This is a genomic window from Cupriavidus sp. KK10 (assembly GCF_018223725.1).
Classification (GTDB): Bacteria; Pseudomonadota; Gammaproteobacteria; order Burkholderiales; family Burkholderiaceae; genus Cupriavidus; species Cupriavidus necator.
The window spans coordinates 521,228-544,248 of the sequence record NZ_CP073677.1 but is presented as its reverse complement, the minus strand read 5'-3'; the positions used below and the strand labels follow the sequence as shown (position 1 = coordinate 544,248).

Here is a 23,021-nt window from a genome sequence, read left to right as displayed (position 1 = left end):
TCCCTTCTTGCTTGCCCTGCCAGGCCGATCAGTGATGCAAAATCTTCGACAGGAACTGGCGCGCGCGCTCGGAGCGGTGTTCGATATTGCCGAAGAACTCCTCCTTCTCGCAGTCCTCGACGATCTTGCCCTGGTCCATGAAGATCACGCGGTTGGCCACCTTGCGCGCGAAGCCCATTTCGTGGGTCACGCACATCATGGTCATGCCTTCCTGGGCCAGCTGCACCATCACGTCCAGCACTTCGTTGACCATCTCCGGGTCCAGCGCCGAAGTCGGTTCGTCGAACAGCATGCAGATCGGATCCATCGACAGCGCGCGCGCAATCGCCACGCGCTGCTGCTGGCCGCCCGACAGCTGACCGGGGTACTTCTCCGCCTGGCTCTTCAGGCCCACGCGGTCCAGGTACTTCAGGCCCTTGGCCAGCGCCTCTTCCTTTGAGCGGCCGAGCACCTTCATCTGCGCGATGGTCAGGTTCTCGGTGATCGACAGGTGCGGGAACAGCTCGAAGTTCTGGAACACCATGCCCACGCGCGAACGCAGCTTGGGCAGGTTGGTCTTGGGATTGCCCACCGAGGTGCCGTCGACCAGGATATCGCCCTTCTGGAACGGCTCAAGCGCATTGACGGTCTTGATCAGCGTGGACTTGCCCGACCCGGACGGGCCGCACACCACCACCACTTCACCCTTGGCGACCTTGGTGGTGCAGTCGGTCAGCACCTGGAAGGCACCGTACCACTTGGAGACATTGTTGATTTCGATCATACAGCCACCTTTTTCTGGTAACGCTTGACCAGCAGCGAAGCGGAGAAGCAGATAACGAAGTACACCAGGCCGGCGAACAGCAGCATCTCGACGATGCGGCCGTCACGTTCGCCGACGCCATAGGCCTGGCCAAAGAAGTCGGCCAGCGCGCTGACGTAGACCAGCGACGTATCCTGGAACAGGATGATCCCTTGCGTCAGGAGCAGCGGCACCATGTTGCGGAACGCCTGCGGCAGGATCACCAGCCGCATCGACTGGCCATAGGTCATGCCCATCGCCTGCGCCGCGAACATCTGCCCGCGCGACACGCTCTGGATGCCCGCGCGGATGATTTCCGAGTAGTACGCGGCCTCGAACAGCGCAAAGGCCACCAGCGCGGACGTCATGCGCAGGTCGGTCGCCGGCGACAGGTTGAACAGGTTCTGCAGCACCTGCGGGATGATCAGGAAGAACCACAGCAGCACCATCACCAGCGGGATGGAACGGAAGATGGTCACATACCCCTGCGCAAACCAGTTCAGCAGCTTGAACGACGACAGCCGCATCATCGCCAGGATGGTGCCCCAGACAATGCCCACCACCACCGCGGTGACGGTGATCTTGAGAGAGACCATCATGCCCTCACCCAGGACATGAAGCGTGGCAGGGGTGATGGAGGTGAAATCGAAGGAATAAGCCATGGCGCCCCCTTACTTGCCGCCGATGAAGCCGGGCACGCGCGTGCGGGCTTCCACCCAGCGCATGATCAGCATCACCGTCACGTTGATCAGCGCGTACATCAGCGTGACCGCGATGAACGATTCATACGGGCGCGCGGTGTAGTCCACCAGTTGCCGGCCCTGCGCCGCCAGTTCCAGCAGGCCGATGGTCGACGCCACCGCCGAGTTCTTGAAGATGTTCAGGAACTCGGAAGTCAGCGGCGGCACGATCACGCGGAACGCCATCGGCAGCAGCACGTGGCGGTACGTCTGCGGCAGCGTGAAGCCCATCGCCAGGCCGGCGTTCATCTGCCCGCGCGCCAGCGAGTTGATGCCCGAGCGCACCTGCTCGCAGACCCGCGCGGCGGTGAAGGTGCCCAGGCACAGCATGGCGGCCAGGAACTGCTGCGCGAACGGGTTCATCTGCTTGATCGCCTCGCCGCCGGGCAGCAGCTCGGGCGCGACGAAATACCAGATGAACAGCTGCACCAGCAGCGGGATGTTGCGGAAGATTTCCACATAGGTGGCGGCGATGCCCGCCAGCCACTTGTTGGGCACGGTGCGCAGCACGCCGAGCACCGAGCCGATGACCAGGGCGATGACCCAGGACGAGAGCCCCAGCGCGAGCGTCACCTTCAGGCCCGAGATCATCCAGTCCAGGTAGGTCTCGTTCTGGGCGGCCTGTTCGAGGAAGACTCCCCAATGCCAGTTGTAGTTCATGTTGCGTCCTCAAAAAGAAACGGAAGGACATGCCTTCCGTTTCACACTGCTGTCAACGGCAGGTCAGTCCAGCGCCTTGTCGTTCGGCGCCTTGATCAGCGCCTTCATGTCTTCAGACAGCGGGAAGTCCAGGTTGAGGCCCTTCGGCGGCACCGGTTGCATGAACCACTTGGTGTACAGGGTGTTGACCGAACCGTCCTTCATCATGCCGGTGATCACGGTATCGGACAGCTTCTTGAACTGCGGATCGTCCTTGCGGATCATGCAGCCATAGGACTCGCGCGATTGCGGCTTGCCCACCACGATCCAGTCGGCCGGGTTCTTCGCCTTGGCACGCTCGCCGTACAGCAGCGCGTCGTCCATCATGAACGCGACCGCGCGGCCCGATTCCAGCGTCAGGAACGACTGGCCGTGGTCCTTGGTGCTGATGATGTTCATGCCCAGCTTCTGGTCATCGTTCATCTTGCGCAGCAGGCGCTCCGACGTGGTGCCGGCGGTGGTGACGATGTTCTTGCCCTTCAGGTCGGCCCAGTCCTTGATGCCGGCATCCTTCTTCACCATGATGCGCGTGCCGATGATGAAGATGGAGTTGGTGAACGCAACCTGCTTCTGGCGTTCCAGGTTGTTGGTGGTGGAGCCGCACTCGATGTCGATGGTGCCGTTCTGCAGCAGCGTGATGCGGTTCTGCGAGGTGATCGGGATTTCCTTGACCTGCAGGTTCGGCAGCTTCAGCTGGTCCTTGATGGCTTCCACGATCTTCATGTTGATATCGTAGGAATAGCCGACTTGCCGCACGCCGCCCAGGTTGTAGTTGAACGGAATCGACGACTCGCGCACGCCCAGCGTGATGACGCCGGTGTCCTTGATCTTCTTCAGCGTGCCCGTCAGTTGTTCAGCTGCCTGTGCCGTCCCGCACATCACGCCCGCGGCAATCATCAGGGCAGCCAACTTGGCAAAATTCATAACATCTCCTTGACCATGAAGAGAAAGCGGGATTCTAGAGACAAAACCCCCACTGATGAAACAGTATTGCGCAGCATCCGCCGCAATACAACTGGGTTTTCTCCTAGAAGCCCACTTCAGGGCAATCACTGCGCACGGCATCCGGATACGACAACGCGGTCTCCGGCGCTAGCCGGAGACCGCGTCTGGCGGTCATGACCAGGGGCGCCGGGACGATTGCTGCGTTGCACCATGGCAGTGCCTCGTCCCGGCTTTCCTGTGCCCTGCCGATCAGGGATACAGGCCGCGCATCTCGCGCGCCTGCAGGATCCGCGTACAGGCCACGATAAACGCCGCCGTGCGCAGGGTCACCTTGTTGTCCTGTGCCACTTGCCAGATTGCCCGGAAGGCTTCTCGCATGATCCGTACCAGGCGCTGGTTGATCTCTTCCTCGGTCCAGAAGAAGCTCGAGAAATCCTGCACCCATTCGAAGTAGGACACGGTCACGCCGCCAGCGTTGGCGATCACGTCCGGGGCCACCAGGATATTGCGCTCGCGCAGGATGTCGTCCGCTTCCGGGGTGGTCGGGCCGTTGGCGCCCTCGATCACCAGGCGGGCCTTTATCTGCGGCGCGTTCTCGGCCGTGATCTGGCCTTCCAGCGCGGCCGGGATCAGGATGTCGCAGTCGACTTCCCAGAACTGCGCGGTACGCAGGACTTCGCCGCGGAAGCCTTCGATGGTGCCGCTGTGCGAGGCGTATTCCATCATCGCCGGCACGTCCAGGCCGGCCGGGTCGAACAGCGTGGTGCGGTGGTCCTGCACCGCCACCACCTTGGCGCCGGCCTCATGGAACAGCTTGGCGGCCACGGCACCCACGTTGCCGAAGCCCTGCACAGCCACGCGCGCGCCCTTGATTTCCAGGCCGATATTGCGCGCGGCTTCGGAGCCGACCACGAACACGCCGCGGCCGGTGGCTTCGTGACGGCCGAGCGAGCCGCCCAGCGAGATCGGCTTGCCGGTCACCACGCCGGTGGCCGTGCTGCCGGAGTTCATCGAGTACGTGTCCATCATCCAGGCCATGACCTGGGCGTTGGTGTTCACGTCCGGCGCCGGAATATCCTTGCTCGGCCCGATGATGATGTTGATTTCGCTGGTGTAGCGGCGCGTCAGGCGTTCCAGTTCGGCGTGCGAGAGCGTGCGCGGATCGACGCGGATGCCGCCCTTGGCACCGCCGTAGGGCACGTTGACCGCGGCATTCTTCACCGACATCCAGGCCGACAGCGCCATCACCTCGGACAGGGTCACGTCCTGGTGGAAGCGCACGCCGCCCTTGCCCGGGCCGCGCGACAGGTTGTGCTGCACGCGATAGCCCTCGAAATGGGCAATGGTGCCGTTATCCAGTTCGATGGGAACGTCGACGATCATCGCGCGCTTGGGGCGCTTGAGGGTTTCGACCCAGCGTGCCAGCGAGCCCAGGTAAGGCGTGACACGGTCGACCTGCTGCAGGTAGATGCCCCAGGGGCCGAGATTGTCGGCATTGAGGTAAGACGGGAGTGCGTGCTTTTGGCCAGCAATATTGGTCGGTGCTGCGGAAGACATCGGTTGGTTCCGGTGTGAAGAATGCCCGCAAGCTTAGGGGTGGCGCCCCGCCCGAATCCAATGCCGTTTGCTCATCCGGTCATGCAAAACCTGCATAACCTTGTCATCTGGCGGAAACCGGGGCACCGGCCGGCTGGGCGGACTGGGCCGCTGACAAGGTCGACCACACCTGATCGACCAGCTGGCGCTTGCGCCGTGCCCCGGCGCGGCGTTCGTTGCCGTTCTCGCCCGGGCGCTCGCGGTACAGCCGGATTTCCATGTCGATCGACAGCGGCAGCCCGCGCGCCGACTCGGCCCGCACCAGCCGGCCCGCGGCCACGTCCTCGCGCACCGCGCTTTCGGGCAGGAAGGCCATGCCGTGGCCGGCCAGCGCCATCACCTTGAGCGCCTCGGCCATGTCGGTCTCGTAGCATTTGTCGAGCTTGAGCGCCTCGGAGGTGTCGGCCAGCAGCAGGTCGACCATGCGGCCGAGGAAGGCGTTGGGCGTGTAGCTGAGGAAGGGCACCGGCTTCTTGTCAGTGCCGGGCAGCCGGAACTGCGGCTTGCCGGCGGCGTCCGGCACGCTGTAGGGCGACAGCCGCTCGGTACCAAGCACCAGCATGTCGTACCGGGCTGGATCCAGCTGGATCGCTTGGCGCGCATGGTGGTAGACCATCACCAGGTCGCAGCCGCCCTCCACCAGCATCAGCACCGCGTCGTGGACGTTGAGCGCGCGCAGCCGGCACGGCAGCGTGCCGATCCTGCGCTCCAGCGCCTTGAGCCATTCCGGGAAGAAGGTCAGCGACAGCGTATGCGGCACCGCGAACTCCAGCACCTGGGCGTTGGCCGAGCGCTGGCCGCGCATCAGCGCGCGGGTCTCGCTGACCTGCGCCAGCATGGCCAGCGCCTGCTCGTAGAACACCTTGCCGGCCGGGGTCAGGCTGGTGGGGTAGCTCGAGCGGTCGATCAGCTCGGTGCCGACCCACGCCTCCAGCGACTGGATGCGGCGCGAGAACGCGGGCTGCGTGACGTGGCGCAGTTCGGCCGAGCGCGAGAAGCTGTGCGTCTCGGCCAAGCTGACGAAGTCTTCAAGCCATTTGATTTCCATGACGCGGATTATCCACCCGCGCCGGGCTGTCCGTCACCTACGTGTCACCTGCCCGGCAGCAAGCCGTCAGCCGCGATGTGCCCAGCCCGTCATGCGCTTCTCGACCACCGCAAACAGCTCGTACATCGCCATCGCCATCACCGCGATTACCACCAGCCCGGCAAAGGCCAGCGGCATCTTCATGGCCGAGCCGGCCGACACCAGCAGGTAGCCGATGCCTTCGTTGGCGGCGTTCATCTCCGACACCGTGGTGCCGACAAAGGCCAGCGTGATCGCCACCTTCAGCGAGGCGAAGAAATACGGCATCGCGCGCGGCAGCCCGACCTTGAACAGCACGTCGCGCCGTTTGGCGCCCAGCACGCGCAGCACGTCTTCCAGCTCCGGCTCCAGCGTGGCCAGCCCGGTGGCGATATTGACCATGATCGGGAAGAACGAGATCAGGAACGCGGTCAGGATCGCCGGGCCGGCGCCCAAGCCGAACCACACCACCAGGATCGGCACGAAGGCGGCCTTGGGCAGCGCGTTGAAGGCCGTCATCAGCGGATAGCTGGCGGCATAGAGCAGCCGCGACGAGCCCATTGCCAGCCCCAGCAGCACGCCCACGGCGATGGCCACGCCGAAGCCCACCATGGTGGTCCAGAAGGTGCGCCACGCATGGCCGGCGATCACGCCGGCATATTCCACCAGCGAGGCCACGATCGCCGACGGCGTCGGCAGGATGAAGTCGGACACGCCGAAGGCCATGCACGCGCCCTGCCACAGCAGCAGCACCGCGGCCAGCAGCAGCCAGGGCGCCACGCGCTGCACGCGGCGCTCTTGCGCGGAAGTCAGAGTCATCATCGTTGGGTTGCCTTAGTGTTGCCGCACATGGCCGATCTTTTCGCGCAACACGTGCACCAGGTCGGCAAAGGGCTCGGTATAGGTCAGTTCCAGGTCGCGCGGGCGCGGCAGGTCAATCTCCTTGCGCATCAGGATGCGGCCCGGGCGCTGGCTCATCACGTAGACGGTGTCGGCCAGGAACACGGCCTCGCGCAGGTCGTGCGTGACCAGGATCACGTTGAAGCGCTGCGCCTGCCACAGGTCGCGCAGCACGCACCAGAGCTCCTCGCGGGTAAAGGCGTCGAGCGCGCCGAAGGGCTCGTCCAGCAGCAGCATGCGCGGCTCGTGGATCAGCGCGCGGCAGATCGAGGCGCGCTGCTGCATGCCGCCGGACAGCTGCCACGGGTATTTGTCCTCGTAGCCGGCCAGGCCCACCGTATGCAGCAGCTTGCGGGCGCGCTCGATGTACTCGTCGCGACGTGCGCGCAGGGTGGAGCGATACGGCTCGACGATCTCCAGCGGCAGCATCACGTTGTCCAGCGTGGTGCGCCACGGCAGCAGCGTGGGCGCCTGGAAGGCCATGCCGACCTGCTTGAGCGGGCCGGTCACCTTCTGGCCGGCGATTTTCACGATGCCGCGCGTGGCCGGCTTGAGCCCCGTCGCCAGCTTCATGAAGGTGGACTTGCCGCAGCCGGACGGGCCGACGATGGCAATGAACTCACCCGGCGCCACCTGCAGTGAGATGTCCTCGACCGCGAACTCGCCCTTGTGCGCCAGCTCGTCGTTATAGGCCAGCCAGACCCGGTTGAAATCGACAAAGGGTTCAGCGGCCGCGGGCGCGGCGGGCGCGGTACTGCCGCCGGACGCGGGCATGAAGGCAGCCTGGCACGTCATCATCGCAGCACATCCAGTTCGGCCGCGCTGGGCAGGAACGCGTCGGTCCACAGCGCATCGGGGTCGATGCGGCCCTTGGTGCCGAAGGCATCGGCCACCTGCGAGGCCATCAGCGACAGGCGCGGCTTGCTGATGCGCCCGAAACCCTCGGCCTTCGCGTCCGGCGACTTGACCACGCTGTCCAGCGCAAGCTTGAGCCGGCGCACTTCCAGCTTTTCGTCGATGATGCCGTCGCGCGCCTTGACCGCCTTGATGCCCTCTTCCGGCCGCGCGATCACGTCGCGCGCCGACTTGCTGAAGGCGCGCAGGAAGGCCTTCACCGCCTCGGGGTTCTTCTTAATGAACTCCTCGGAGGCGATCACCGCGTTGCCGTACAGCTTCACGCCGAACTGCGGGTACGGCAGCACCACCATGTCTTCATCCTTCACGCCGCGCGCGTTCAGGTTCAGGATCGAGGTGAACGAGAACCCGGTGATGGCATCGAGGTCGCCGCGCGTGAGCATGGTCTCGCGCAGCGTCGGGTCCATCGCCTGCCAGTTGAACGAGGACGGCTGCAGGCCGTTGGCCTTGGCGAAGATCGGGAAGGCGCGGCGGCCGGCGTCGAACACCGGCGCGCCCATGCGCTTGCCGGCGAGGTCCTTCGGCGCGCGGATGCCGGACTTCTTCAGCGCCAGGACGGCCGCGGGCGTGTTGTTGTAGACCATCATCACGGCCACCGGCTTGTTCTTGGCGTCGGGGTTGTTGCCGTAGAACTCCATCACCGACGACATGTCGGCGAAGCCCATGTCGTACGTGCCCGAGGCCACGCGGTTGACCACGTTGCCCGAGCCGTTGCCGGCGTCGATCGAGACATCGAGCTTCTCGGCCTTGTAGTAGCCCTTCTGCTCGCCTAGCAGGAACAGCGCCGCCGGCCCTTCGAAGCGCCAGTCGAGCTGGAAGCGGACCTTGGTTGGTGCAGCCTGCGCGTGGGCCGCGCCGGTGAATTGTGTTGACAGCACCAGGCTGGTGCCGATCATCACGCCGAGCTTCAGCAGGCGGCGCCGTGCCGTGATGCGGGCCGCGCGCGTGCCGGCATTGTCAGTGTTCCCGGCGGCAGCGGCACAAACACCGGGGGACACTGGCGCAGCGTGGAAATGAGGCATGGAATCTCTCCGTGGATCGTGATCTCGGAGGGATTCGTCCGCAAGGGACGTGCCAGGTTTTGAAGCTCCGTTTCAGGGCGTGCCCGCAAGCGATTGCCGAACCAAAATCGTGCGAGGCGATTGCCGCATCGGCATCGTCGGCAATGATTGTCGACAATGCCCGCCGCCCCTTGGTGCACGCGGATGCAGGAGAATGCAGTCCCGTCAGGCGTCCTGCGTGGCGTCGCCAACGTCGAGTGCCAGCGCATCCGCGCCCACGGCTTCGCCGCCCTTGGCGGCGGCGCGCGCCTGGATGTCCCACATCTCGGCGTAGCGGCCACGCGCGCGCATCAGCTCGGCATGGGTGCCGCGCTCGACGATGCGGCCGTGGTCCATCACCAGGATCTGGTCGGCATGCACGACGGTGGACAGCCGGTGCGCGATCAGCAGCGTGGTGCGGTTCTGCGCCAGCCGCATCAGCTCGGCCTGGATCGCCTGCTCGGTGCGTGAATCCAGCGCCGAGGTGGCTTCGTCGAAGACCAGCACCGGCGGGTTCTTCAGCAACGTGCGCGCGATCGCCACGCGCTGCTTCTCGCCGCCGGACAGCTTCAGGCCGCGCTCGCCCACCGGGGTGTCGTAGCCCTGCGGCAGCTCGCGGATGAAGCTGTCGATCTGCGCGGCGCGCGCGGCGGCGATGACCTCGTCGCGGCTGGCGTCGGGCCGGCCGTAGGCGATGTTGTAGAAGATGCTGTCGTTGAACAGCACCGTGTCCTGCGGCACGATACCGATGGCGCGGCGCAGGCTGTCCTGCGTGATCGCGCGGATATCCTGGCCGTCGATCTCGATGGCGCCGCCGTTGACGTCGTAGAAGCGGAACAACAGCCGCGCCAGCGTCGACTTGCCCGAGCCGCTGTGCCCGACCACCGCGGTGGTGGTGCCCGCCGCGATGGTGAAATCCACGCCGTCCAGGATCAGCCGGTCCGGCTCATAGCTGAAGCGCACGCCGCTGAAGCGCACCTGCGCGCCGTTGACCTGCAGCGGCTTCGCATCAGGCGCGTCGGCCACCTCCTGGTTGGTGCCCAGCAGCACGAACATGCGGTCCATGTCGGTGGTGGCCTGCTTGATCTCGCGGTAGATCACGCCGAGGAAGTTCAGCGGGATATAGAGCTGGATCATCAGCGTATTGACCAGCACCAGGTCGCCCAGCGTGAGCTTGCCGTCGACCACGCCCACGGTGGCGCGCCACAGGATCAGGATCAGCCCCAATGCGATGATGGTCTGCTGGCCGAAGTTCAGGAACGACAGCGAATTCTGCGAGCGGATCGCCGCGGTGCGGTACTTGCGCAGGTTCTCGTCGTAGCGCTGCGCCTCATACTCTTCATTGCCGAAGTACTTGACCGTCTCGAAGTTGAGCAGGGAATCGATCGCCTTCTGGTTGGCGCGCGAATCCAGCTCGTTCATGCGGCGGCGGAAATGCGTGCGCCATTCCGTCACCACAATGGTGAAGACGATATAGCCCACCAGCGCGCAACCGGTGATGGCCGCGAACCAGATGTCGTAGTGCAGGATAAAGAAGCCGATCACCAGCCCCATCTCCACCAGCGTGGGCAGGATGCTGTACAGCGAATACGAGATCAGCGACTGGATGCCGCGGGTGCCGCGCTCGATGTCGCGGCTCATGCCGCCGGTCTGCCGGTCCAGGTGGAAGCGCAGCGACAGCGCGTGCAAGTGCCGGAACACCTGCAGCGCGATCTCGCGCACCGCGCTCTGCGTGACCTTGGAAAAGAGCATCTCCCGCAACTCGGTGAACAGCGTCGCCGACAGCCGCAGCAGCCCGTAGGCGACGATCAGCCCGACCGGCACGGCCAGCAGCGCGCGCGGGTCGCCCGGCTGCAGGTTCATGCTGTCGATCAGCTGCTTCATCAGCACCGGCACGCCCAGGTTGGCCACCTTGGCAGACACCAGGCACGCCAGCGCCAGCATCACGCGCCACTTGTAGTGCCAGACATAGGGCAGCAGGTTGCGCACCGTCTGCCAGTCGCTGCGGGGCGCGCGCTGACCGGGGAAGAGCGTGTTTGAAGCAGGAGCGGGGGCCGGCTCAGCGGTCGTGGAATAGCGGCGCATACGTTAGAATTCGGGCCAATGCGCGATTGTCGCAGAGTTCGCATTACGTGGCAGGCGAAGGGTCTTTCGCCGCGCCCCGCCCCTTCCGCAGTCCACCACACACCGTCATGAACGCTCCCCACACCGTCCCAGCCCTGCCCGCCGGCAAGAATCCCGCTCTGCGCGTAGTGCCCATGCCCGCCGACGCCAATGTGCACGGCGACGTTTTCGGCGGCTGGATCATGGCGCAGGTGGATATCGCCGGCTCGATCCCGGCGGTGGAACGCGCCCAGGGCCGCGTGGCCACCGTCGCGGTCAACTCCTTCCTGTTCAAGCATCCGGTGTTCGTTGGCGACCTGGTCAGCTTTTATGCGGACGTCAAGACCGGCCGTACCTCGATCACGGTGTCGGTCGAGGTCTATGCGCAACGGATGCGCCACAGCAATGAGATCGTCAAGGTTACGGAGGCCACGCTGACGTATGTGGCGACAGATGAATCGCGGCAGCCGCGGGTGTTGCCGTCGGCTTGAGCGCCTCGCCCCCGAATGCAAAAAGCCGTCTGCGCGTAACGCAGGCGGCTTCTTTTATTCCTTTCCGGGGCTCCGGCCGGCTTACTCAAACTTCGTAAAATCCGGCTTGCGCTTCTGGAAGAAGGCAGCAAACGCCTCTTTCGCCTCCGGCGCCACCAGCATCTTCCGGAACACCGCGCCCTCCTCGGCCATCTGCTTTTCCACAGCCGCCACATCGCCCGCCTTCATCAGCCGCTTGGTCTCGCGCAGTGAAGACGCCGGCAGGGCCGCCAGCTTGCGCGCCTGCTGCAGCGCAAAGTCGTGCAGCTCGGCCACCGACAGCACCCGCGTCACCAGCCCGATCTCCAGCGCCTCCTGCGCGCTGAAAGCCTCGCCCAGCAGCAGCTTCTCGGCCGCGCGCTGGTAGCCGACCAGCCGCGGCAGCAGCAGGCTCGAGGCCGCCTCGGGGCACAGGCCCAGCTGCACGAACGGCAGCGACAGCTTGGCCGTATCGGACGCATAGACCAGGTCGCAATGCAGCAGCATGGTGGTGCCCACCCCGACCGCGGCACCGCTGACGGCTGCCACGATCGGCTTGGTGGCGTGGCTGATCTGGTAGAGGAACTGGAACACCGGCGCCTGCTCGGCGCCATCGCCCGCGCTAGGCGGGCGCTGCATGAAGTCTTCCAGGTCGTTGCCGGCGGTAAAGATCTCGGGCTTGCCGCGCAGCAGGATGGCGCGCACGTTGCGGTCGGTCTCGGCCGCGCGCAGCGCGTCGGCCATGGCCTGGTACATCGCCGCGGTGATGGCGTTCTTCTTGTCGATGCGGTCGAACTCGATGGTCAGGATGCCCTGCTCGATGCCGGTGCGGATGCTCATGGTGTCCTCGTCTGTGGATGCATTGCTTGGAGGGTTATTCAAAAGGCGGCGGCGATTCGGAAAGATAGCTCAGCCCGAACGCGCGCGCGCCGACATTCAGCGCCACCGTCAGGCTCATCGGCGCCAGCATCAGCTCCACGCCCTGGCCGCGCGCGGTGCGCTCCAGCGACTGGAAGGCCGGCATCGCGCGCACGGCGTCGAGCGGGCCGGCATAGCAGACGGAGATCGCCGGGACCATCAGGTCACCGCCGCGGATGCACTGCTCGGCATGCTGCAGCACGCGGCGCGCACCCTCCTCGGAGCCGCGCGCCCTGGCAATGGCGTCAGTGTGCCCGCGGTGCATGCGCACCACCGGGCGGATATTGAAGGCGCTGCCCATCACATAGCGCCCCCAGGTGATGCTGCCCTCGCCCTTCTGGCGCGCGCGCGTGTACATGTAGAGCAGCTCGTCGGGCACCAGGAACATATGGGCGGCGTCGCGCAGGCGCGTCTCGACCGCTTCCCGCACCGCCTGCGGGCTGGCGCCGGCGGCGGCCATGCGCGCGGCTTCGCGCACGATCAGCGCCTGGCCCGGCCCGATCGCGCCGGTGTCGACTACGGTCAGGTCGAACAGGCCGGTGCGCCCGGCTTCCTTGCGCAGGCGCACGCTGCGCGCCACGGTACCGATCACCGCGCCGGTGGCATGCGCATACAGCTTACTGCGCGAACTGGCGATGGTGAACAGGATGGCGCGGTCGCAATGGGCCACTACATTGCGCAGCAGGTGTTCTTCCAGCTCGCGCTCGAGCAGCGGGATCGATTCGGCGTAGTGGTCCTGGCGGCCGACCAGGTATTGATGGTAGAGCGTGGGTAGCGCGTCTTCATCGCGCGTATCGGCGACGAAATGCTCGCCCGCGCGGATGCGGAACGGAATGGTATGGATCTTCAGCTGGGCCATGACGTCGCGCGGCAGATCGCACGCGGCATCGGCCAGGATGGCTGTCTCCTGCATACTATTGTCTCCTCCCTACCTGGTGACCCGCATGGCGGGCGGCAGCCCCGGTACTGCTTTCTTCACCTGACAGAAGGGCGGGACAGTCCCGAGGGACCGTCCCGCAGGCGCGTTCAGACGCGCTCGAAAATACCTGCGGCGCCCATGCCCGTGCCGACGCACATGGTCACCATGCCGTACTTCAGGTTGTGGCGGCGCAGCGCGTGCACCACCGTGGCCGAACGGATCGCACCGGTGGCACCCAGCGGGTGGCCCAGCGCAATCGCGCCGCCCATGCAGTTGACCTTGGCCGGGTCCAGTTGCAGATCGCGCATCACCGCCAGCGACTGCGCGGCAAAGGCCTCGTTCAGTTCGATCCAGTCGAGCTGGTCCTGGGTCAGGCCCGCGGCCTTCAGCGCCGCCGGAATCGCTTCCTTGGGGCCGATGCCCATGATCTCGGGCGGCACGCCGCGCACCGCGAACGAGACGAAGCGCGCCAGCGGCACCAGGTTGAACTGCTTGAGGATCTTTTCCGAGACCAGGATCAGCGCGCCGGCGCCGTCAGAGGTCTGCGAGCTGTTGCCGGCGGTGACGCTGCCCTTGTTGGCAAACACCGGGCGCAGCTTGCCCAGGCCTTCCAGCGAGGTCTCCGGGCGCGGGCCTTCGTCCAGCGAGATCGTGCGCGTCTTCACGTTGACCTGGCCGCTGGCGAGGTCGGGGAAGCGCTCGACGATCTCGATCGGCGTGATCTCGTCCTTGAACTCGCCGGCCTGCTGCGCGGCGATGGCCTTCTGATGCGAGGCCAGCGAGAACGCATCCTGGTCCTCGCGGCTGACCTGCCATTGCTGCGCCACCTTCTCGGCGGTCAAGCCCATGCCGTAGGCGATGCCCACGTTCTCGTCGCGGGTGAAGATTTCCGGCGACATCGACGGCGAGTTGCCCATCATCGGCACCATGCTCATCGATTCCACGCCGGCGGCGATCATGACGTCGGACTCGCCCACGCGGATGCGGTCGGCCGCCATCGCCACCGCGCTCACGCCCGAGGCGCAGAAGCGGTTGACGGTGATGCCGCCCACGGTATTGGGCAGGCCCGACAGCAGCGCACCGATGCGCGCCACGTTCAGGCCCTGCTGCGCCTCAGGAATCGCGCAGCCGACGATGGCGTCTTCGATCAGCTTCGGGTCCAGGTTCGGCACCTGCGCCACGGCAGCCTTCAGGATGGTGGCCAGCAGGTCGTCCGGGCGCGTGTTCTTGAACGCGCCCTTCGGGGCCTTGCCGATCGGCGAGCGGGTGGCCGCAACGATATATGCGTCTTGCAGTTGTTTCATGATGTCGGTTCCTCGCTTGCCCTGTTAGTTACGCACCGGCTTGCCGGTCTGCAGCATGCCCATGATGCGCTCCTGCGTCTTGCCGGTGCCGAGCAGGTCGACAAAGGCCTTGCGCTCCAGCGCCAGGAGCCAGTCCTCGCTCACCAGCGAGCCGGCCTCGACGTCGCCGCCGCACACCGCTTCGGCAATGCGGCTGGCGATCAGGAAGTCGTGTGCGGAGATAAAGCCGCCGTCGCGCATATTGACCAGCGATGCCTTGATGGTGGCAACGCCCGAGCGGCCGGCCACCGGGACCAGCGTCGGCAGCGGCGCGCGGTAGCCCGCGTTGGCCAGCGCGCGCACTTCGTTCTGCGCCACGTACAGCAGCTCATGCACGTTGAAGACGATCTTGTCGGACGGCTGCAGGTAGCCCATCTGGCGCGCTTCCAGCGCCGAAGCCGAGACCTTGGCCATGGCCGCGCTCTGGAAGCGGCTGGTCAGGAACTGCAGGATGTTGGTACTGCCCGCGGCCTGCGCAGCACGCGCGGCTGCCAGCGCGGCTTCCTTCAGGCCGCCGCCGGCCGGTACCAGGCCCACGCCCACTTCGACCAGGCCGATATACGTCTCCAGTGCGGCCACGCGCGAAGCCGAGTGCAGCATCAGCTCGCAGCCGCCGCCCAGCGCAATGCCGGACGCCGCGGAGACCACCGGCACCGAGGCGTACTTCACGCGCATCATGCCGTCCTGGAACTTCTTCACGAACGGCTCGATGCCCTTGGCGCCGCCCATCATGAAGGCGGGCATGGCCGCTTCCAGATTGGCGCCGGCGGAGAACGGGCCACCCGGCGCGCCCAGTTGCAGCGAAGTCGGCTGCCATACCACCAGGCCCTTGTAACCGGCTTCGGCCAGGTCGATGGCGCGGGTCAGGCCGTCGATCACGTCCGGCCCGATGGTGTTCATCTTGCTCTTGAACGAGACGACCAGCACGTCGTCCTGGCCTTCGCTCACCCAGATGCGCACGGCGTCGTTCTCTTCGACGGTGCGGCCGGCCTTGCGCGGATCGGCCGCGGCAGTGCCCTTGATCGCGGCACGGAATGCCTGGCGCTGGTACACCGGCAGCGTGCTGCGCACGACGAACGACTGCGTCGCCGGCGACCACGAACCGGCGGCGGCGTGCACGCCCTGGTTCTCTGCCACCGGCCCCTCGAATACCCATGCCGGCAGCGGCGCCGCCGACAACGCCTTGCAGGCTTCCACGTCTTCCTTGACCCACTCGGCCACCTGCTTCCAGCCGGCCGACTGCCAGTCCTCGAACGGACCCGAGGTCCAGCCGAAGCCCCAGCGGATCGCCAGGTCGATATCGGCGGCGGAACCGGCGATCTGCTCCAGGTACACGGCGATGTAGTGGAACACGTCGCGGAACACCGCCCACAGGAACTGCGCCTGCGGGTTGGTCGACTCGCGCAGCAGCTTGATGCGCTCGGCCGCATCCTTCTTCAGCATGCGCACCACGATCTCGTCGGCCTTCTTGCCGGCATCGACATACTGACCGGTCTTGGCGTCGAGCACCTTGATGGCCTTGCCTTCCTTCTTGTAGAAGCCGGCGCCGGTCTTCTGGCCCAGGGCGCCCGCGTCGACCAGGCCCTTGAGCACGGCCGGGGTCTTGTACACAGGCGCGAACGGGTCGTCGTGCAGCGTGTCCTGCATGGTCTTGATTACGTGCGCCATGGTGTCCAGGCCGACCACGTCCGCGGTGCGGAAGGTGGCGGACTTGGCGCGGCCCAGCTTGGAGCCGGTCAGGTCATCGACCACGTCGAACGGGATGCCGAACTTCTCGGCTTCGGCAAACACCGCCAGGATCGAGAAGATGCCGACGCGGTTCGCGATGAAGTTGGGCGTGTCCTTGGCGCGCACCACGCCCTTGCCGAGCGTGGTGGTCAGGAACGCTTCAAGCTGGTCGAGGATCTGCGGCTGCGTGGTCGCGGTCGGGATCAGCTCGACCAGGTGCATGTAGCGCGGCGGGTTGAAGAAGTGCACGCCGCAGAAGCGTGACTTCAGGTCGGCATCAAACCCGTCGGACAGCGCGGTGATCGACAGGCCCGAGGTGTTGGTCGCGAAGATCGCGTGCGAGGCCAGGTGCGGCGCGACCTTCTTGTACAGGTCGTGCTTCCAGTCCATGCGCTCGGCGATCGCCTCGATCACCAGGTCGCATTCCTTGAGCAGCGCGATGTCGTCCTCATAGTTGGCCGCCTGGATCAGGCCGGCCTCTTCCTTGATGCCCAGCGGCGCGGGCGAGAGCTTCTTCAGGTTCTCGATGGCGCGCAGCGCGATGCCGTTCTTGGGGCCTTCCTTGGCCGGCAGGTCGTACAGCACCACGGGCACGCGTGCATTGATCAGGTGGGCGGCGATCTGCGCCCCCATGACGCCGGCACCCAGCACGGCGACTTTCTTGACGATGAAATTGGACATGCTCGCTCCTGGATTAGTGAGCGTTAGACAGATGCGAAGCCGTCGTTCCCGGCCGGGAACGACGGGTAGAGTCGACTCAGAACAGGTCTGCGTCCAGCGCCATCAGCGTGGCCGAACCGGCGCGCGCCTTGCGGATCTCGGCGGCGGTTTCCGGCAGCAGCTTGGCAAAGTAGAAGCGAGCCGTGGCCAGCTTGGCGGTGTAGAACTTGTCGCCGCTGCCTTCCTTCTCCAGCGCGATCTTGGCCATGCGGGCCCAGAAGTACGAGAACACCAGGTGGCCCACCACGCGCAGGTACGGCACCGCGGCGGCACCCACCTCGTCGGCATTGCCCATCGCCTTCATGCCGATTTCCATGGTGAGCTTCTGCACCTTGTCGCCAATGTCGGCGAGCGGGTTGATGAACTCCTGCATGGCTTCGTTGGTGCCTTCGGCTTCAACGAACTCCTGCACGATCTTGCCGAAGGCCTTCATCCTGGCGCCCATGTCGCCCAGAATCTTGCGGCCCAGCAGGTCCAGCGCCTGGATGGTGTTGGTGCCTTCGTAGATCATGTTGATGCGCGCATCGCGCACATACTGTTCCATGCCCCACTCGGCGATATAGCCGTGGCCGCCGAACACCTGCATGCCCTCGTTGGTGGACGTGAAAGCGTTGTCGGTCAGGAAGGCCTTGATCACCGGCGTGAGCAGCGCGACCAGGTCGCCGGCCTGCTTGCGCACGGCTTCGTCAGGGTGCGACAGCTCGCGGTCGATCTGCAGCGCGGTCCAGTAGCTGAAGGCGCGGCCGCCTTCGGCGTAGGCCTTCTGCGTCAGCAGCATGCGGCGCACGTCCGGGTGCACGATGATCGGGTCGGCGGGCTTGTCCGGCGCCTTCGGGCCGGTCAGCGCGCGCATTTGCAGGCGGTCCTTGGCGTAGGCCAGCGAGTTCTGGTACGCCACTTCGGTCAGGCCCAGGCCCTGCGCGCCCACGCCCAGGCGGGCGGCGTTCATCATCACGAACATGGCGTTCAGGCCCTTGTTGGGCTCGCCGACCATCCAGCCGCGCGCGCCGTCCAGGTTCATCACGCAGGTGGCGTTGCCGTGGATGCCCATCTTGTGCTCGATCGAGCCGCATTTGATGCCGTTGCGCTCGCCCGGGTTGCCATTGGCATCGGGGATGAACTTGGGCACCACGAACAGCGAGATGCCCTTGGTGCCGCCCGGCGCGTCCGGCAGGCGTGCCAGCACCAGGTGGATGATGTTCTCGGCCATGTCGTGCTCGCCGGCCGAGATGAAGATCTTGGTGCCCGAGATCAGGTACGAACCGTCGGCCTGCGGCTCTGCCTTGGAACGCAGGATGCCGAGGTCGGTGCCGCAGTGCGGCTCGGTCAGGCACATGGTGCCGGTCCACACGCCCGAGACCAGCTTGGGCAGGTAGGTCTGCTGCAGTTCGGGCGTGCCGTGCGCGTGCAGCGCCTCGTACGCGCCGTGCGACAGGCCCGGGTACATGGTCCAGGCCTGGCCGGCCGAGTTCAGCATCTCGTAGACCACATTGTTGATCACGATCGGCAGGCCCTGGCCGCCGAATTCGGGATCGCAGGCGAGCGCCGGCCAGCCGGCTTCGACGTACTGCTGGTAGGCTTCCTTGAAGCCGGTGGGGGCCTTGACCACGCCGTCGCCGACGTAGGTGCAGCCTTCGCGGTCGCCCACCTGGTTGAGCGGGAATACCACGTCCGAGCAGAACTTGCCGGCTTCTTCGATGACCTGGTTGATGGTGTCCGCGTCGATGTCCGCGTGCGGCGGCATCGCCTTGAGTTCGGCTTCGGCGCCGAGCAGTTCATGGAGCACGAACTGCATGTCGCGCAACGGTGCGGTGTACTGGCCCATCTGAGACTCCTTGGAGTTGTGCGATGCCGCCACGCCGCCCGTCCCGCTTGCGCGATACGGTCCGACTGGGGCGACCTCAGGTACGGTAAGACTGAATCAGTTTGTTGAGCGCGACCATGGCAAGCTCGGCACTGTCAGGCAGGCGCAGGAAACGGGCGTCATGATGCAAGCCTAGTTCAAGGCTGTACATCTCGAACAGCATCAGGCGCGGATCGCAGTCCGCGCGCAGGTGCCCTTCCTCCCGCGCCTGGTTGATGGCGCGCGTGAGCGCTGCCCGCCAGATGGTGACGCTCTTGACCAGTTCGTCACGCACCAGGCTGCCGGCACGGTCGTCGTACTCCACGGCGCCGCTGATGTAGATGCATCCAGTCGTCACTTCCTGGATGCGCTTCTCCATCCAGCGCCGCACCATCGACCACAGCCGGGGCAGTCCGCGCGGCTCCTGCAGCGAGGGATAGAACACCTCCTGCTCGAACCGGCGGTGATACTCCCGCACCACCTCCACCTGCAGGTCTTCGCGCGAACCGAAATGCGCGAAGACACCGCTCTTGCTCATCTGCATGCGTTCCGCGAGCAGCCCGATGGTCAGACCTTCGAGCCCGTCGCGGGACGACAATTCCAGTGCGGCATCCAGAATCGCCACGCGCGTCATTTCACCCTTGCGCATTGGCGCGGGGGAGGCGGCGGCGGATTCGAGACGGGCTGACTGGTGTCGCATGTTTTTTCTCCGTTCTGCGATGCCCTGCTGCGGCATCGCGTATGACCCTGACGTTGCATTTCTGCTTGCGGCCGAACCGGCGGATTTGCCGGTGCATACCGCGAATGCACGCAGTCTAAGCCAAAAAAGAACGGTCGTTCAGATTATTCTGGCGCAGCAGCCGACCATCAAGCTTTTAATTAGACCGCTGTTTCTAAACGGACTGCAATGCAGCATGTCCTTCATGTCGGCCATGGCTGGCGCTGCAACCGGTTGCAGCCAGCGCCCTACCGCATGGCAGCAAACGCACACCGCGCTCGCAGCTGCCGTTCAGTAGCGCCCTGTGACACCAGCAATGACGACACCCAGGCGCAGCACCATATAGGCCGTCCAGTTGGCGAGCCGGTGCAGCGGCGAGCGGCGCGCATGCACCTCCGGCATCACGCGCACGCTGCGGTGCGCAATGGCGTATTCCAGTGCGGTACGCAGTTCAGCGGCGAAGGCCGCATCATAAACGGCGACATTGGCTTCGCGTGCAAGCAGCAGGCTGAACGGGTCCATATTGCTCGACCCGACCGTGGCCCAGGCCTCGTCCACCACGCCCACCTTGGCATGCAGGAAGCTCTCGGCATACTCGTAGATCTCGACGCCGGCCTCCAGCAGCGAGGCGTACAGCGCATGGGTGGCGTAGTGCTGCAGCCGGTATTCGACCCGGCCCTGCAGCAGCAGCCGCACGCGCACGCCGCGCGCGCGGCAGGCCAGCAGCGCGCGCCGCATCTTATGGCCAGGCAGGAAGTAGGCGTTGGCCAGGATCACGTCGTGGCGCGCGGCGCCCAGCGCGCGCAGGTATTCGCGCTCGATGGTGCGGCGGTTGCGCAGGTTGTCGCGCAGCAGCAGCGCGGCGCGTACGCCGCCCGCGGCTTCCGGGCGCGGCGGCAGGTCGGTGACCAGCGGGTAGTCGGCCACCGCGGCGGCGCGTTCGGCGCCGTGCATATCGCGCAGCGACAAGCGCCACCAGAGCCGCTCGGCGGACAGCGCAATGCCGTCCACCAGCGGGCCGCTGACCTGCACCGCGAAGTCATAGCGCGGCCCCAGGTTGGCGCCCTCGAACGGGCCGTGGTTGTGGTCGTCGATGATATTGATGCCGCCGACGAAGGCGACGCGCCGGTCGATCACCGCCAGCTTGCGGTGCAGCCTGCGCAGGTGGCGCCGCGCCAGCCGGAAGCCGCGCAGCATGCGGAACACGCGCAGTTGCACGCCGCCGGCGCGCAGCCGCGCGGCCAGCTCGGCGGGCATGTCGCCGGCGCCGAATCCGTCCACCGTCACGCGCACGGTCACGCCGCGCGCGGCGGCGCGGATCAGCGAGTCGCTGACCGCGCGGCCGACCTCGTCATCGGCATAGATGTAGGTTTCCAGCATCACCTGGAACGCGGCCTGGTCGATGGCGGCGATCAGCGCGGGGAAGAAGTCCTGGCCGCCGTGCAGCAGCCGCACCGCATTGCCGGTGGTGGGCTTGCCGCGGCGCCAGGTCCAGCGCAGCATGTGGCGGCGCGGCGCGTGGTCGCCGGCCGCGGCCGGGTCGTGCGCGCGGGCGTCGGCATGAGCGGAGTGGGATATCCGTGACATGCCGTGATTATCGGACAGATTGCCGGGCGCAAGGCGCCGCGCGCACATTGGCAGGCGCATCTCTGCTATCGTCGATACTGATGCTTGCCTGCGCAGCCAGCGACGGGCCATCGACGACTGACGCCCCCCCACGGAACCCATTGTGAAGGTATTCGGCATTACCGGATCGTCCGGCAGCGGCAAGACCACGCTGCTGGACCAGCTCATCCCCTGTTTCGTCGCCGCCGGCCTGCGCGTGGCCGGCGTCAAGCACACCCACCACGGCTTTGACCCCGACACGCCCGGCAAGGACTCCTGGCGCATGCGCGAGGCCGGCTGCGCCAATGTCGTGCTGGTCGGCGCGCGCCACCTGACGCTGATGCGCCACTATCCGGAGGCGGTGCCCTCGCCAGAACTGGACGATGCGCTCGCCGTACTGCCGGCCGACACCGAACTGGTGCTGGTTGAGGGCTACAAGCGCAGTGATTTTCCCAAGCTGGAAGTATATCGCCCGGCGCTGGGGCGCACGCCGCTGTGGGACGAGGTGCCGGGCGTGGTGGCGGTGGCCAGCGACGACCCTGCCGCGGTGGCCGCCATGACCGCGCTGCCGGTGCTGGACCTGAACGACCCGCAGGCGGTGTTCGCCTTCATCCGCGACTATCCGGAGCGCGCGCGCTGAATTCAGGCGGCCTTGCCGGCGGGCTCCGCGGGCATGGCCAACTCGCCCTGCGGATGCCCCAGTTCCGCCACCAGCGGCACGTGATCCGAGCGCTGCGCCCAGTCGCGGCCGGTCAGCGCATGCGCGCGCTCGATCTCATAGCCGCGCACATAGATGCGGTCGAGCTGCCACCACGGCATATGGCTGGGGAAGGTATGCAGACGCGCGCCACGCGCGTGCGAGGCCTCGACCGCGCCCAGCGTATTGCAGATCTGCGCATCGAGCCGGTGGTTCCAGTCGTTGAAGTCCCCGGCGATCACCAGCGGCATGCCGGCCGGCACTACATTGCGCACGCGCTCCACCAGAGCCTCGGCCTGGCGCGCGCGGCTGCGCGCAAACAGACCGAAATGCACGCAGATCAGGTGGGTTTCCACCCCGTGCACATCCGCCACCGCATGCAGCAGCCCGCGCTGCTCGAAGCGGTGGTCGGAAATATCCAGGTTCTCGGACATCAGGATCGGGTGGCGCGACAGGATCGCGTTGCCGTGATGGCCGTAGTCATAGACCGCGTTGCGTCCGTAGACCGAGTGCGGATAGGCGTCAGTGGCCAGGTAGTTGAGCTGCGTATGCTCCGGATCGAACAGCGCCGCGGCCACCAGGCGGTCGTTGCGGTCCTGCACTTCCTGCAGGAAGACGATGTCCGCATCCATCGCATGCAGGCCGGCGCGCACGTTCTGGATGCGCGGGCGCCGCGAGATGCCGGTCACTCCCTTGTGGATGTTGTAGGTGACCACGCGCAGCTTCATGGCTGCGCTCCATACGCCGCCTGCCGCTCGCCAGCGCCAGCCCCGGCCGCGCGCCAGGCCAACTGGCGGATGGCCTCGGCATTGCTGCTGGAAAAGCACTGCTGCGCCGCCTGCTCCCATGGCAGCCACTGGTATTGCAGGTGTTCGCGTGGCGCCAGCGTCACCGGCAGCGCCTCCTGCACGCGCAGCCCGAACCAATGCTCAGTATTGCGCGTGACGCCTTCGGCGTAGCGGTGGCGCCACTGCGGGTAGATCTCGTACTGGATGGTATGGCCCCAGTCGGTCAACTGGTGCTCGCCGGTGATGAGGCCGGTTTCCTCGGCCACTTCACGCGCGGCGGTCAGGGCCAGGGGTTCGTCCAGGGTGTCGAGGCTGCCGGTCACGGACTGCCAGAACCCCGGGCGATCGGCGCGTTCCAGCAGCAAGACTTGAAGATCTGGCGTGTAAATCACCACCAGCACGGATTCCGGGATCTTGTAGGACATGGGTCTGGGCGAAAGGACAAACC

General features: G+C 66.1%; 22 protein-coding genes. 3 read left to right on the top strand and 19 right to left on the bottom strand.

Annotated features, from left to right (window positions below; genetic code table 11):
• Nucleotides 1-28: 28 nt before the first annotated feature.
• The 10 genes from KB879_RS02750 to KB879_RS02705 all read right to left on the bottom strand — a co-directional run bounded on the left by KB879_RS02750 (nt 29) and on the right by KB879_RS02705 (nt 10,767).
• The gene (locus KB879_RS02750; RefSeq protein ID WP_013955563.1) at nt 29-763 is read right to left on the bottom strand and encodes an amino acid ABC transporter ATP-binding protein; all 735 of its coding nucleotides are present in this window, start codon (nt 761-763) and stop codon (nt 29-31) included.
• The gene (gene gltK, locus KB879_RS02745) at nt 760-1,443 is read right to left on the bottom strand and encodes a glutamate/aspartate ABC transporter permease GltK (protein ID WP_211980712.1); all 684 of its coding nucleotides are present in this window, start codon (nt 1,441-1,443) and stop codon (nt 760-762) included. The genes KB879_RS02750 and gltK overlap by 4 nt, the downstream gene beginning before the upstream one ends.
• 9 nt (nt 1,444-1,452) lie before the next feature.
• The gene (locus KB879_RS02740; protein WP_013955561.1) at nt 1,453-2,181 is read right to left on the bottom strand and encodes an amino acid ABC transporter permease; all 729 of its coding nucleotides are present in this window, start codon (nt 2,179-2,181) and stop codon (nt 1,453-1,455) included.
• A gap of 63 nt (nt 2,182-2,244) precedes the next feature.
• Nucleotides 2,245-3,144: a glutamate/aspartate ABC transporter substrate-binding protein gene (locus tag KB879_RS02735; protein ID WP_013955560.1), complete on the bottom strand. Its 900-nt coding sequence runs from the start codon at nt 3,142-3,144 to the stop codon at nt 2,245-2,247.
• 270 nt (nt 3,145-3,414) lie between these two features.
• On the bottom strand, nt 3,415-4,722 hold the full coding sequence (locus KB879_RS02730) for a Glu/Leu/Phe/Val dehydrogenase (protein ID WP_211980711.1): 1,308 nt from the start codon (nt 4,720-4,722) through the stop codon (nt 3,415-3,417).
• A gap of 103 nt (nt 4,723-4,825) precedes the next feature.
• On the bottom strand, nt 4,826-5,809 hold the full coding sequence (locus KB879_RS02725; RefSeq protein WP_013955558.1) for a LysR substrate-binding domain-containing protein: 984 nt from the start codon (nt 5,807-5,809) through the stop codon (nt 4,826-4,828).
• 66 nt (nt 5,810-5,875) lie between these two features.
• Nucleotides 5,876-6,649 (bottom strand): ABC transporter permease, encoded by a 774-nt coding sequence (locus tag KB879_RS02720; protein ID WP_013955557.1) that lies wholly within the window; start codon nt 6,647-6,649, stop codon nt 5,876-5,878.
• 12 nt (nt 6,650-6,661) lie between these two features.
• Nucleotides 6,662-7,525: an ABC transporter ATP-binding protein gene (locus KB879_RS02715; RefSeq protein WP_371827387.1), complete on the bottom strand. Its 864-nt coding sequence runs from the start codon at nt 7,523-7,525 to the stop codon at nt 6,662-6,664.
• Complete coding sequence (locus KB879_RS02710) at nt 7,522-8,664, bottom strand: ABC transporter substrate-binding protein (protein WP_211980710.1); 1,143 nt, start codon at nt 8,662-8,664, stop codon at nt 7,522-7,524. Before KB879_RS02710 ends, KB879_RS02715 begins: the two co-directional genes overlap by 4 nt.
• A 204-nt stretch (nt 8,665-8,868) precedes the next feature.
• On the bottom strand, nt 8,869-10,767 hold the full coding sequence (locus KB879_RS02705; protein ID WP_013955554.1) for an ABC transporter ATP-binding protein/permease: 1,899 nt from the start codon (nt 10,765-10,767) through the stop codon (nt 8,869-8,871).
• Nucleotides 10,768-10,874: 107 nt separating this feature from the next.
• On the opposite strand from KB879_RS02705, the gene KB879_RS02700 reads away from it, so the two are divergent.
• On the top strand, nt 10,875-11,276 hold the full coding sequence (locus KB879_RS02700) for an acyl-CoA thioesterase (RefSeq protein WP_211980709.1): 402 nt from the start codon (nt 10,875-10,877) through the stop codon (nt 11,274-11,276).
• A gap of 81 nt (nt 11,277-11,357) precedes the next feature.
• Here KB879_RS02700 and KB879_RS02695 read toward each other — a convergent pair whose 3' ends face one another.
• The 6 genes from KB879_RS02695 to KB879_RS02670 all read right to left on the bottom strand — a co-directional run bounded on the left by KB879_RS02695 (nt 11,358) and on the right by KB879_RS02670 (nt 19,414).
• On the bottom strand, nt 11,358-12,134 hold the full coding sequence (locus KB879_RS02695) for an enoyl-CoA hydratase (protein ID WP_211980708.1): 777 nt from the start codon (nt 12,132-12,134) through the stop codon (nt 11,358-11,360).
• A 34-nt stretch (nt 12,135-12,168) separates the two neighbouring features.
• Nucleotides 12,169-13,125, bottom strand: coding sequence for a DegV family protein (locus KB879_RS02690; RefSeq protein ID WP_211980707.1), 957 nt, complete (start codon nt 13,123-13,125; stop codon nt 12,169-12,171).
• Between the two features lie 113 nt (nt 13,126-13,238).
• Entirely contained in the window at nt 13,239-14,438 is a 1,200-nt protein-coding gene (locus KB879_RS02685) for an acetyl-CoA C-acyltransferase (protein ID WP_211982106.1), read from the bottom strand.
• 21 nt (nt 14,439-14,459) lie between these two features.
• Nucleotides 14,460-16,883, bottom strand: a complete 2,424-nt coding sequence (locus KB879_RS02680; RefSeq protein WP_211980706.1) for a 3-hydroxyacyl-CoA dehydrogenase/enoyl-CoA hydratase family protein — start codon at nt 16,881-16,883, stop codon at nt 14,460-14,462.
• 76 nt (nt 16,884-16,959) lie between these two features.
• On the bottom strand, nt 16,960-18,747 hold the full coding sequence (locus KB879_RS02675) for an acyl-CoA dehydrogenase C-terminal domain-containing protein (protein ID WP_041227732.1): 1,788 nt from the start codon (nt 18,745-18,747) through the stop codon (nt 16,960-16,962).
• 76 nt (nt 18,748-18,823) lie between these two features.
• A complete protein-coding gene (locus tag KB879_RS02670) occupies nt 18,824-19,414 on the bottom strand; it encodes a TetR/AcrR family transcriptional regulator (RefSeq protein WP_026201385.1) in 591 nt (196 codons plus the stop codon).
• 49 nt (nt 19,415-19,463) lie between these two features.
• Between KB879_RS02670 and KB879_RS02665 the strand changes: the two genes are divergently transcribed.
• The gene (locus KB879_RS02665; protein ID WP_211980705.1) at nt 19,464-19,781 is read left to right on the top strand and encodes a hypothetical protein; all 318 of its coding nucleotides are present in this window, start codon (nt 19,464-19,466) and stop codon (nt 19,779-19,781) included.
• Here KB879_RS02665 and clsB read toward each other — a convergent pair.
• On the bottom strand, nt 19,775-21,118 hold the full coding sequence (clsB, locus tag KB879_RS02660; protein WP_211982105.1) for a cardiolipin synthase ClsB: 1,344 nt from the start codon (nt 21,116-21,118) through the stop codon (nt 19,775-19,777). The two genes, KB879_RS02665 and clsB, sit on opposite strands and share 7 nt — an antisense overlap.
• A gap of 94 nt (nt 21,119-21,212) precedes the next feature.
• Here clsB and mobB point away from each other — a divergent pair, with 94 nt between their 5' ends.
• Entirely contained in the window at nt 21,213-21,728 is a 516-nt protein-coding gene (mobB, locus tag KB879_RS02655; protein WP_013955545.1) for a molybdopterin-guanine dinucleotide biosynthesis protein B, read from the top strand.
• Between the two features lie 2 nt (nt 21,729-21,730).
• Here the strand turns inward: mobB and KB879_RS02650 are convergent, their stop codons facing one another.
• Together KB879_RS02650 and nudB are read right to left on the bottom strand one after the other, a co-directional pair.
• On the bottom strand, nt 21,731-22,513 hold the full coding sequence (locus KB879_RS02650; RefSeq protein WP_013955544.1) for an endonuclease/exonuclease/phosphatase family protein: 783 nt from the start codon (nt 22,511-22,513) through the stop codon (nt 21,731-21,733).
• Nucleotides 22,510-22,998 (bottom strand): dihydroneopterin triphosphate diphosphatase, encoded by a 489-nt coding sequence (gene nudB, locus KB879_RS02645; protein ID WP_153953231.1) that lies wholly within the window; start codon nt 22,996-22,998, stop codon nt 22,510-22,512. Before nudB ends, KB879_RS02650 begins: the two co-directional genes overlap by 4 nt.
• Nucleotides 22,999-23,021: the final 23 nt, after the last annotated feature.

Coding starts and splice junctions, on each gene's coding strand:
- KB879_RS02750 (WP_013955563.1), bottom strand. CDS start 763: ATGATCGAAATCAACAATGTCTCCAAGTGGTACGGTGCCTTCCAGGTG.
- gltK (WP_211980712.1), bottom strand. CDS start 1,443: ATGGCTTATTCCTTCGATTTCACCTCCATCACCCCTGCCACGCTTCAT.
- KB879_RS02740 (WP_013955561.1), bottom strand. CDS start 2,181: ATGAACTACAACTGGCATTGGGGAGTCTTCCTCGAACAGGCCGCCCAG.
- KB879_RS02735 (WP_013955560.1), bottom strand. CDS start 3,144: ATGAATTTTGCCAAGTTGGCTGCCCTGATGATTGCCGCGGGCGTGATG.
- KB879_RS02730 (WP_211980711.1), bottom strand. CDS start 4,722: ATGTCTTCCGCAGCACCGACCAATATTGCTGGCCAAAAGCACGCACTC.
- KB879_RS02725 (WP_013955558.1), bottom strand. CDS start 5,809: ATGGAAATCAAATGGCTTGAAGACTTCGTCAGCTTGGCCGAGACGCAC.
- KB879_RS02720 (WP_013955557.1), bottom strand. CDS start 6,649: ATGATGACTCTGACTTCCGCGCAAGAGCGCCGCGTGCAGCGCGTGGCG.
- KB879_RS02715 (WP_371827387.1), bottom strand. CDS start 7,525: ATGATGACGTGCCAGGCTGCCTTCATGCCCGCGTCCGGCGGCAGTACC.
- KB879_RS02710 (WP_211980710.1), bottom strand. CDS start 8,664: ATGCCTCATTTCCACGCTGCGCCAGTGTCCCCCGGTGTTTGTGCCGCT.
- KB879_RS02705 (WP_013955554.1), bottom strand. CDS start 10,767: ATGCGCCGCTATTCCACGACCGCTGAGCCGGCCCCCGCTCCTGCTTCA.
- KB879_RS02700 (WP_211980709.1), top strand. CDS start 10,875: ATGAACGCTCCCCACACCGTCCCAGCCCTGCCCGCCGGCAAGAATCCC.
- KB879_RS02695 (WP_211980708.1), bottom strand. CDS start 12,134: ATGAGCATCCGCACCGGCATCGAGCAGGGCATCCTGACCATCGAGTTC.
- KB879_RS02690 (WP_211980707.1), bottom strand. CDS start 13,125: ATGCAGGAGACAGCCATCCTGGCCGATGCCGCGTGCGATCTGCCGCGC.
- KB879_RS02680 (WP_211980706.1), bottom strand. CDS start 16,883: ATGTCCAATTTCATCGTCAAGAAAGTCGCCGTGCTGGGTGCCGGCGTC.
- KB879_RS02675 (WP_041227732.1), bottom strand. CDS start 18,747: ATGGGCCAGTACACCGCACCGTTGCGCGACATGCAGTTCGTGCTCCAT.
- KB879_RS02670 (WP_026201385.1), bottom strand. CDS start 19,414: ATGCGCAAGGGTGAAATGACGCGCGTGGCGATTCTGGATGCCGCACTG.
- KB879_RS02665 (WP_211980705.1), top strand. CDS start 19,464: ATGTTTTTTCTCCGTTCTGCGATGCCCTGCTGCGGCATCGCGTATGAC.
- clsB (WP_211982105.1), bottom strand. CDS start 21,118: ATGTGCGCGCGGCGCCTTGCGCCCGGCAATCTGTCCGATAATCACGGC.
- KB879_RS02650 (WP_013955544.1), bottom strand. CDS start 22,513: ATGAAGCTGCGCGTGGTCACCTACAACATCCACAAGGGAGTGACCGGC.
- nudB (WP_153953231.1), bottom strand. CDS start 22,998: ATGTCCTACAAGATCCCGGAATCCGTGCTGGTGGTGATTTACACGCCA.